The organism is Mycobacterium sp., assembly GCF_050701515.1.
Lineage (GTDB): Bacteria > Actinomycetota > Actinomycetes > Mycobacteriales > Mycobacteriaceae > Mycobacterium.
The window spans coordinates 1-8,951 of record NZ_JBOGDB010000106.1; the positions used below are offsets into that span (position 1 = coordinate 1).

Annotated in this window: 12 protein-coding genes and 1 tRNA gene; 4 read left to right on the top strand and 9 right to left on the bottom strand. The window is 67.4% G+C overall.

From position 1 onward, the window contains the following. Position 1: 1 nt before the first annotated feature. The 7 genes from ACRDU5_RS09295 to ACRDU5_RS09325 form a co-directional block, all read right to left on the bottom strand. Positions 2-74, bottom strand: a tRNA-Ala gene (locus ACRDU5_RS09295). A 64-nt stretch (positions 75-138) separates the two neighbouring features. Next, a complete protein-coding gene (locus ACRDU5_RS09300) occupies positions 139-1,119 on the bottom strand; it encodes an HTTM domain-containing protein (protein ID WP_526614192.1) in 981 nt (326 codons plus the stop codon). Further along, entirely contained in the window at positions 1,119-1,583 is a 465-nt protein-coding gene (locus ACRDU5_RS09305; RefSeq protein ID WP_526614193.1) for a hypothetical protein, read from the bottom strand. Before ACRDU5_RS09305 ends, ACRDU5_RS09300 begins: the two co-directional genes overlap by 1 nt. Before the next feature lie 205 nt (positions 1,584-1,788). Beyond that, the gene (sepX, locus tag ACRDU5_RS09310) at positions 1,789-2,829 is read right to left on the bottom strand and encodes a divisome protein SepX/GlpR (RefSeq protein WP_526614194.1); all 1,041 of its coding nucleotides are present in this window, start codon (positions 2,827-2,829) and stop codon (positions 1,789-1,791) included. 133 nt (positions 2,830-2,962) lie between these two features. Continuing rightward, on the bottom strand, positions 2,963-3,616 hold the full coding sequence (locus ACRDU5_RS09315) for a GNAT family N-acetyltransferase (RefSeq protein WP_526614195.1): 654 nt from the start codon (positions 3,614-3,616) through the stop codon (positions 2,963-2,965). 18 nt (positions 3,617-3,634) lie between these two features. Continuing rightward, the gene (gene glp, locus ACRDU5_RS09320) at positions 3,635-4,894 is read right to left on the bottom strand and encodes a molybdotransferase-like divisome protein Glp (RefSeq protein ID WP_526614196.1); all 1,260 of its coding nucleotides are present in this window, start codon (positions 4,892-4,894) and stop codon (positions 3,635-3,637) included. Positions 4,895-4,932: 38 nt separating this feature from the next. Then, positions 4,933-5,844: a UTP--glucose-1-phosphate uridylyltransferase gene (locus ACRDU5_RS09325; RefSeq protein WP_526614197.1), complete on the bottom strand. Its 912-nt coding sequence runs from the start codon at positions 5,842-5,844 to the stop codon at positions 4,933-4,935. Positions 5,845-5,864: 20 nt separating this feature from the next. Between ACRDU5_RS09325 and ACRDU5_RS09330 the strand changes: the two genes are divergently transcribed. Then, a complete protein-coding gene (locus ACRDU5_RS09330; protein WP_526614198.1) occupies positions 5,865-6,449 on the top strand; it encodes a 5-formyltetrahydrofolate cyclo-ligase in 585 nt (194 codons plus the stop codon). A 3-nt stretch (positions 6,450-6,452) separates the two neighbouring features. On the opposite strand, the gene ACRDU5_RS09335 is transcribed toward ACRDU5_RS09330, so the two are convergent. Further along, on the bottom strand, positions 6,453-7,127 hold the full coding sequence (locus ACRDU5_RS09335) for a GmrSD restriction endonuclease domain-containing protein (protein WP_526614199.1): 675 nt from the start codon (positions 7,125-7,127) through the stop codon (positions 6,453-6,455). Positions 7,128-7,237: 110 nt separating this feature from the next. Here ACRDU5_RS09335 and ACRDU5_RS09340 point away from each other — a divergent pair, with 110 nt between their 5' ends. The 3 genes from ACRDU5_RS09340 to mscL all read left to right on the top strand — a co-directional run bounded on the left by ACRDU5_RS09340 (position 7,238) and on the right by mscL (position 8,785). After that, positions 7,238-7,567: an FmdB family zinc ribbon protein gene (locus tag ACRDU5_RS09340; RefSeq protein WP_526614200.1), complete on the top strand. Its 330-nt coding sequence runs from the start codon at positions 7,238-7,240 to the stop codon at positions 7,565-7,567. Between the two features lie 69 nt (positions 7,568-7,636). Continuing rightward, entirely contained in the window at positions 7,637-8,290 is a 654-nt protein-coding gene (locus ACRDU5_RS09345) for an SAF domain-containing protein (protein ID WP_526614201.1), read from the top strand. Positions 8,291-8,338: 48 nt separating this feature from the next. Continuing rightward, complete coding sequence (gene mscL / locus ACRDU5_RS09350) at positions 8,339-8,785, top strand: large-conductance mechanosensitive channel protein MscL (protein ID WP_526614202.1); 447 nt, start codon at positions 8,339-8,341, stop codon at positions 8,783-8,785. Positions 8,786-8,848: 63 nt separating this feature from the next. Here the strand turns inward: mscL and ACRDU5_RS09355 are convergent. Next, the coding region (locus ACRDU5_RS09355) for an MspA family porin (protein ID WP_526614203.1) at positions 8,849-8,951 on the bottom strand (103 nt) is incomplete at its 5' end.

Consider the following 8,951-nt stretch of genomic DNA (forward strand, 5'->3'; position numbering starts at 1 on the left):
GTGGAGCTAAGGGGATTCGAACCCCTGACCTACTCGATGCGAACGAGTCGCGCTACCAACTGCGCCATAGCCCCTGGTCGGTAGCACAGGCTACCAGTCGCGGCGCGGTGGCCGAAGTCGACCGGCACGCTCGACCGTTCATCCACCTGAGCCCGCTGGATGAACGCTCGATGAGTCGGACGCCGCGCTGCTTCCTCGGTCACGGCGCACCAGATGTTTGAGCCGGACCGGCAATCGCGGCACCGCCTCCCACGGGACGAACGCGAGGTAGAGCACAAACATGGCAAGACTGAAGAACCCGATACTGAGGTTGACCATCATCATGAGGTGCATCACGACGCCGGCGGCCAGCACCCAGGGCCGCCATCGCCGGTTCCAGACCAGAATGGCAATCGCCAGCTCGATCACTATCGTGCCCCAGGTCGCGACATTGACGATCAATCCGTTGGTGGAAAGCCACTCCGGTGCGGGGATCAGCGCCAACCCTTGGTCCTCTCGCCACGCATAGGAGACCGCGGTGCCGTCGACCCATGTTCTGCCTCTCAATTTGGCTTGAACCGACACCAGGTAGATCACCGACAGTTGCACCTGCATCAGCCGAATGAGCCATGGCGCTCGGCATTGCGCCGACCAGAACGATCCGGTCCTGCGGCGCTGATCCAGCGATAGCGCCGCGCCGCACGAGGCAAGCGCCAAGAACAGGGCCTCCAGACGGATCAGGGCATCCCCGGTGTTGAAGACCCAGCCATCGCGCTGCATGAACGACGCGATCAACACGAAGACGAGAACTGCGGCAAGCCTGCTGTGCCATCCGACCGTCATCGCGATGGCCGACATCAGCAGCACGACCCATCCGATCAGCAGGGCCGTGTCCCCGGTCCAGGTTTCGAAGACCCCCCACCGATAATCCGTGCGCGGGTGCTGCGGCACGACTCCGTGCTCGCCGAACAACTCGTACAGGTCCGGCAGCAACGCCAGCGTCCACGCCACCACCAGCGCGCCGAATGCCATCCTGACAAGTCCCAGCGAGTAGGCCGGCTGAGGGCTGAACCAAAAAGCGCGCCAACCGTCGACGACGGCAGCGAGTCGCGATTGCCGGGGGTGGTCTGAATCCGTCATTACCGGCCTGTCAGGTCTTCCTGGTACAGGATCTTCACCGGCGTGGCTCTCGGAACGTCGGTTGTTTCTCGAGTGTCCTGGCCCGGCGGCGGCAAAATCTCGGTGCGCAAGATCATTTGAACGCGCACCGGGCGCTCGGACGGCTCGGTCACTTCGCCGACCACCCAGCGGGAGAGCAGCATTCGTACCTCCGGATCGGCCGACACCTTACCGGTCAACGCTTCCCAGTGAATCCAGGCGAATGCGCCAATCAGGCGGTCACCGGGCTGAACGGTCCATACCCGTTCGCCGCCATCGGCCATGGTGACATGCACCTCGACGGTGTCAATTCGCGTGCGCGGGTTCGGCGCGTAGACCGCCCAGCCCTGGTCGAGATATGTCGCCGTCGCTACCGGTCTCAAGACTGGAAACAGGGCGCGTTTGATCGCGGAATCAGGCAAGTTCGACGCGACGCCGATGGCCACGATGGCCACCACGAGGCCGCTGATGACTAGCTGGCCGACACGTGACTCCTCGAACCTCTGCTGGAGTGTCGAAAGCTTCGCGATCCTGCCGCGGACAGCTCGTTTGGGAGCGTCCCGCACAGAGTCGGGTTCAGCGCGCTCGCACGATCCCATGACGAAGCACCCTAGTTGGTGCTCTTTTCGAGCGCGTTGTGAGCGTCGCCGACTACTGCCCGGCCGCCCGCGGCAGGTCGTAGTCTCGCGCCGATCGGCCGTAGGCGAGGTGCTCGAAGATCGGGTCTTCGTCATCGATCTCCAGGACGACCGAGCCCGGCCGCCGCAGCCGCGACGGGATCAGATCGAACTCGCGGTCGTCGGTGTTTTCCACGCCCAGCTGGGCGCGCGCGATGCGCTGCATGCGGCGCCGCCGCAACCGTTCCTCGATCCGTGTCTGACGGCGCAGATAGCACAGGTAGAGCAGCGTCACTCCGCCGACCGCGCCGCAGACCCACCACGCCGCCGGCGCCACCATGAACGCGGCCGTCGCCGAGGCCGCCAGGGCCAGCGCCATCAGGGCCAGCATCCGCTTGCGGAACTTGTACTTGCGGGCGCTGACCGCCGCGGCGGTCTTCGAGTTGTAGCGGCGTCGCCGCGCGGCAAGCAGCGATTCGGCCATCCGCAAATCGCTTTCTGCGGGCGCTTCCAGGCCCGAGGAGTCGTCGACGTACTCGTACTCGTCGGCTCTGCCGTCCGACTCCTCTTCGTACTCGTCGGTGTGGACCTCGTACACCGCGGTATCGACGTCCTCGTCGGGCTGCTCGAGATCCAGCGTCAGCTCGTCGGTTACTTCGGCTTCTTCGGCCTCGTCGACCGCTTCGGCGTCCGACTCGCCGACCGGCAATGCGCCCGAATCCTTCTCGACGACGTCGACATCAAGGTAGTCGGGTTCGGTGTCGGTGACGGCCGCCGCCACGACGACCGACCGCTCCGCGGGTTCGTCGGCGGCCTCGTCGTCCATCTCCTCGTCGAGGTCGGTATCGAGGTCGTCCTCGGATGGCCGCCAGTCCGGGTCGCTGCGGTGGCCGGCCGCCGGTCCGCCCCGCTTGAGCAGCCGGGCGCCGGTCGCCCGGTTGAGAACCCGGGTCGCCAATGCCACGTCGCTGGTGCGGCGCACCGCATCGCGCTTGCTGATCAACATCGGGACCAGCACAAAGAGCCAGAGCACGACGAGGGAGATCCAGAGGAGGGATTGGGGGATGCTTGGCATGTCGCCTGCTCCTTTCCCCTTCAGGCTAGGTCCGTGACCAGCGCATCCGTTGACGACGCGCCGATGTCAATTACACACCTGTAATTCGCTGCTGACAAGCACCAATAACCACATATGTCACATCTGCAACAAGTTAGGCCCAGCTGGCATAGCCCTCACGGACCAGCGCGGAGGTTGCCGACCGGTTGATGTCGTCTACCGTGATGGCCACCAACAGGTGGTCCCGCCATGCCCCGTCCACGTCCAGATAGCGCTGCAGCAGGCCCTCTTCCCGGAACCCGATTCTTGCCAGCACGGCGCGGCTCGCGGCATTCTCCGGGCGGACCGTTGCCTCGAGACGGTGCAGCTTGACCGGGCCGAAGGCGTGGTCAACGCCGAGTGCGAGCGCACCGGTCGCGACGCCGCCACCGGTCGCCGTGCTGGCCACCCAGTAGCCGATCCACGCCGACCGCAACGCCCCATGTGTGACGTTCCCGATCGTCAACTGTCCGCTGAACCGACCGTCGACTTCGATGACGAATGGCAGCATCCGTCCCCTGCGGGCCTCCGACCGCAGGCCCGAACAAACCGACGGCCAGGACGAAATCCCGTGCCGCGCTTCCCAATCCACATCGGCACTCGGTTCCCACGGTTCCAGGTGCGCGCGGTCGGCCAGCCTGACCCGGCTCCACTGGGCACCGTCGCGCAGCCGCACCGGCCGCAGCCGGATCACACCGGCCGGCACCCGGATCGGGCCGACCGGCATCGGCCAGCCGGGATGGGAAGAAGTCGAACGCCACAGATTCACGACGGCCCGGGCTGTCGTTCAGCCGCGCTGGGCCAGGAAAGCGACGTCGACGATCTCTCCGGTGCGGATCTGCTCTGCCTCGCTGGGAACGGTCACCAAGCAGTTCGCTTCGGCCAGCGTCGCCAGCAGGTGCGACGACGCGCCCGGCGCGCCCCCGAGGGCCTGCACCAGATATTCGCCGGTGTCCTGGTCCCGCATTAGCTGCCCGCGCAGATAACCCTTGCGGCCGGCCACCGAGGTGATCGGCGACAGCGCGCGGGCCTGCACCACCCGCCGCATCGGTTGCCGCTTGCCGAGCGACAGCCGGATCAGCGGCCGCACCATCACCTCGAACACCACCAGCGCACTGACCGGGTTGGCCGGCAGCAGAAACACCGGCACCCCTTCGGGTCCAAGCTGGCCGAACCCCTGGACCGACCCGGGGTGCATGGCGATGCGGGTCACCTCCATGTCGCCCAGTTCGGCGAGCACCGAGCGGACTCCTTCGGCGGCCGCCCCGCCGACCGCTCCGGCGATCACCACCACCTCGGCGCGATTCACCTGGCCCTCGACGACGTCCCGCAACTCCTTGGGGTCGGTGTCGACGATGCCGACGCGGTTCACTTCGGCTCCGGCGTCCCGCCCGGCCGCCGCCAGCGCATAGGAGTTCACGTCGTAGACCTGGCCGTTGCCCGGGGTTCTGGAGATGTCGACGAGTTCACCGCCGACACACATCACCGACAACCGCGGCCGCGGGTGGACCAGGACCCGTTCGCGCCCGACCGCGGCCAGCAGGCCGACCTGCGCCGGGCCGATGATCGTGCCGGCGCGGACCGCCACGTCACCGGGCTGGACATCGTCGCCGGTTCGCCTGACGTAGGCGCCCGAACGCACCGCCCGCAGCACCCGCACCCTGGACTGCCCGCCGTCGGTCCAGCGCAGCGGCAGCACCGCGTCGGCCAGCGTCGGCATCGGCGCGCCGGTCTCCACCCGCGCGGCCTGTCGTGGCTGCAACCGGCTCGGCGTCCGGGCGCCGGCCTCGACGGTGCCCATCACGGGCAGGCTGACCTGCTGATCGTCGGCATCCTCGGCATCGTCGGTGCCACCCACGCCCAGCACGTCGACGCTGCGGACGGCATAGCCGTCAATGGCGGCCTGGTCGAACCCGGGTAGCGGCCGCTCGGTCACCACTTCCTCGGCGCACATCAGGCCTTGCGCTTCGGCGATGGCGACTCGTACCGGTCGGGGAGCCACCGCGGCGGCCGTTACCCGAGCCTGCTGCTCCTCCACCGACCGCACAGCGCGCCTTTCTTCTGCCTCGGGCCCGTCGCGCGGGGCTAGTGTTCGGTAAGGCCCAACCGCTCGACCAACCACCGCCGCAACTCGGGCCCGTAATCGTCGCGTTCCAACGCAAAGTCAACAGCAGCCTTGAGGTACCCGCCCGGATTTCCCAAGTCGTGTCGGGACCCGCGATGCACCACCACGTGTACCGGGTGCCCCTCATCGATGAGTAGCGCGATGGCGTCGGTCAGTTGAATCTCACCACCCGCGCCGCGCGGAACCCTACGCAACGCGTCGAAGACCGCACGGTCCAGCACATAGCGGCCGGCGGCGGCGTATGGCGACGGCGCATCCTCCCGTTTGGGCTTCTCCACCATGCCCTTGACGCGCAGCACGTTGGGATTGGCAGCATCGGGCACGGTCTCGACATCGAACACGCCGTAGGCGCTGATGTCTTCGGGTTCGACCTCGATCGCGCAGAGCACCGAACCGCCGCGCTTGGCCCGGACTTTGGACATCGTCTCCAGCACACCGGTGGGCAGCACCAAGTCGTCGGGCAGGAGCACCGCGATCGCGTCCTCGTCGGCCGACAGACTGTCCTCGACGCAACCGACCGCATGTCCGAGGCCGAGCGGTTCGGCCTGCACCACCGACTCCACCTTGATCAGCCCCGGCGCGCGGCGCACCTTCTCCAGCATCGACTTCTTGCCCCGCGCCTCGAGCGTCCCCTCCAGGATCAGGTCCTCGACGAAGTGCGCGACGACACTGTCTTTGCCTTCGGAGGTGACGATGATCAGCCGATCGGCCCCGGCGTCGGCCGCTTCGGCGGCCACCAGTTCGATGCCCGGCGTGTCGACGACGGGCAGCAACTCCTTGGGGACCGTCTTGGTGGCGGGCAGGAATCGCGTCCCCAGGCCGGCGGCGGGCACGACCGCGGTATGCGGAATCGGTACCTGAGGCGGCGTCATCGTCCAACATTATCGTCATCGTGGTGTCCCTGACGAAGGCCGAGGTACGGACCGCGATCCTGGCGGCCCGCCGCGCCCTGCCTGCGCAAACCCACGATGCGGAGGCGGAAGCGCTCTGCGGCCATCTTTCCGGTGTGGTCGGCGGCGGGCAAACCGTGTGCGCCCACGTCCCGATCGGATCCGAGCCCGGTTCAATTGCGTTGGTGGACATGCTGTTACGTCTCGACACCCGAGTGCTGGTGCCGGTCGCCCGCAGCGACGCGGACGGCACGCCGCGGCCGATGCAATGGGGTGAGTACCGACCCGGCCGGCTGGTGGCGGCACCGTTTGGGCTGCGTGAACCGCCCGCGCCGTGGCTGCCCGCCGAAGCGGTGGCCGATGCCGCGGTCGTCCTGGTGCCCGCGCTCGCGGTCGATCGCGCCGGTGTGCGGCTGGGCCGCGGCGCGGGCTTCTACGACCGCTCGTTGCCGCTGGCCGACGCCGCCGCGCGACTGGTGGCGGTGGTCCGCGACGCCGAACTGGTCGATCGGCTTCCGGCCGAGCCGCATGACGTCCGGATGACCCACGCGCTGACGCCGGGCGCAGGGTTGGTCCCGCTGGGATAGTGGTCAGCAGTCCGCCAGCACGTCGGCCATCGCCCGCTTCTCGTTCGCGGACACCCACAGCCGATACGCGGTCTTCACCGCGATCTGCCGGGTGACGAACTCGCAGTGGAACCCCACGTTGGGCGGCAGCCACGCGGTGGCGTCGCGAAAAGCCTTGTCGAAGTTGACTTGTGCGCCGACCGCCAGCAGGTTGCGCGGATCGTTGGCGAAGTCGCGTCGACGCTGGTCGTCCCAGTCCCGGGCACCCTTGTACCAGGCGTCTGACAGCGACACCAGATGGTCGATCTGCACGGCCTCGGACGTGTCTGGGCCGCGGGTGAACGCGATCGTCTCCCCGGTGTAGGGGTCGTGCAGGACGCCGCTCTGGGCGTAGCAGGTGCCCGGTCGCACCAGGAGGTCGGCTAGGTCCCGGCGCAGGAGGTCGTCGCGGGTGTTGCAGCCGTTGTGGCCGAACTCGACGTTGACGTCGTCGCTCCAGGACTCGCCGAACCGGTAGCGGGCGAAGTCGGTGTGCCGATCCCAGCCCTTGACCGGCAACCCGTCCAGCATCGCGCGTGCGGCGTTGTATGCAGGGCCGCGGGGCGCGATCGCGGCTGGCTGCGGCGGTGGCGCGGGACGCGAGTGCAGCCAGACCGCAACCAGCACGACCCCCACAACGAGCAGCGCCAGGAGCGCCAACCATCGGGTTCGCCTGCTCCGCCGGCCAACGGGAATGACACGCGCCACATAGCGGTTCTAGCACTTGAGCCGATAGAGTGCTAAGAAGTTTGAGAATCACGGAGGTTTTCGTGCCTACCTATACCTATGCATGTACCGAGTGCGGCAATCGGTTAGATGCGGTGCAGGCGTTCAGCGACGATGCCCTGACGACCTGCCCCGAGTGCGCCGGCCGGCTGCGCAAGCTGTTCAACTCGGTCGGCGTGGTGTTCAAGGGCAGCGGTTTCTATCGCACCGACAGTCGTGAATCCGCCAAGTCCACCTCCAATGGTTCCGCCAACGGCTCCGAGTCCAGCTCGTCTGAGAAGAAGGCGGATACCGGCAAGTCGGATGGCTCCGGCTCGAGTTCCAGTTCGAGTTCGAGTTCCGACAGCTCCACTCCGGCCGCGGCGTCGGGCTGACGCGCGAGGTTATCCACAGCCCGACGTGACGGCACGCCTTTCCGGCGGTGTGCTGCCTAGCGTGGCTGCATGGCGGAATCGCTCAATCCATCGGCACTGAGCCGGCTTGCCGGCGCACTACGGCCGGACTGGACGCGCACCGTGGTGGCTCGTCGGGTGGCGGCCGGCGGGCTCGTGGTTTTGGCTGCCGTCGCCGCCGTGCGTTCGGATCCGCGCGGCGAACAGACCGACATCGTGGTCGCCGCGCGCGACCTGTCCCCCGGAATCGAATTGACCGCGGCGGACATCCGCCTCGAAACACGCTTGGCCGCAACGGTTCCGGACGGGTCTCAATCCAACGTCGAGGCCGTGCTGGGATCGACGCTGGCCGGTCCGGCCCGCCGCGGCGAGGTGCTCACCGATGTGCGGCTGCTGGGCCCGAGGCTGGCCGAGTCGGTGGCCGGGCCGGACGCCCGCATCGTGCCGCTGCACCTCGCCGACTCGGCGTTGCTCGACCTCATCCGCCCGGGTGACGTGGTGGATGTGTTGGTCGCGTCGGACGTGGAGACCGACGCAGATCCGCGAGTGCTGGCCACCGACGCCGTCGTGGTCCTGGTGTCGGAAAAGCAGAAGGGACCGAGCGCGGCCGGCGACCGGGTGGTGCTCGTCGCGCTACCCGCTCACGCCGCCAACGAGGTGGCGGGTGCAGCTCTTACGCAGACCGTCACGCTGACATTCCACTAACGTTGCGTGTCTGATCAGATCGCATCGACTGCAGGAAGGAATCCCCGCATGTTGAAGGGGTTTCGAGAATTCATCGCCCGAGGCAATGTCATCGACCTGGCCACCGCGGTCATCATCGGCGCGGCATTCACCGGACTGGTGACGGCATTCACCGACAACGTAGTGACGCCGCTAGTCAGCCGGATCGGCGCGACACCTGAATCGGAATACGGTTTCCTGAGGATTCCACTGGGTGACGACATCGCCATCGATTTGAACGCCGTTGTCTCGGCGGCGATCAACTTCCTGATCATCGCTGTGGTGGTCTACTTCGTCATCGTGGTTCCCTACAAGAAGCTCAAGGAACGCGACACCAGGGTGGAGGAGGAGGAGACCCAACTGACACTGCTCACCGAGATCCGCGACATATTGGCCGAGAACGGCAGCTCTTCCGGCAAGCATGGCTCGGCGGCTGCCCTCGGCGCAAACGAGGCGAGGAAGTCCGACACGTCGTAGCCCGCAGACATCAAACAGCCCCCGGCTTTCGCGCCGGGGCTGTTTGCATGACCTGCAGGGGAGTTACTGCATGTCCCACGGCTCGCCGTAGGTGGTGACGCTGTCCCCGGTGCTGGCGATCAGCCGGGCGAACGGGCGCAGCAGCACACCGCCGGCCGCGCCGGTC

What these genes read in the sequence shown, in the direction of transcription:
- ACRDU5_RS09345 (WP_526614201.1), top strand. Translation starts at nt 7,637, where the DNA reads ATGGCGGAATCGCTCAATCCATCGGCACTGAGCCGGCTTGCCGGCGCA.
- mscL (WP_526614202.1), top strand. Translation starts at nt 8,339, where the DNA reads ATGTTGAAGGGGTTTCGAGAATTCATCGCCCGAGGCAATGTCATCGAC.
- sepX (WP_526614194.1), bottom strand. Translation starts at nt 2,829, where the DNA reads ATGCCAAGCATCCCCCAATCCCTCCTCTGGATCTCCCTCGTCGTGCTC.
- ACRDU5_RS09325 (WP_526614197.1), bottom strand. Translation starts at nt 5,844, where the DNA reads ATGACGCCGCCTCAGGTACCGATTCCGCATACCGCGGTCGTGCCCGCC.
- ACRDU5_RS09300 (WP_526614192.1), bottom strand. Translation starts at nt 1,119, where the DNA reads ATGACGGATTCAGACCACCCCCGGCAATCGCGACTCGCTGCCGTCGTC.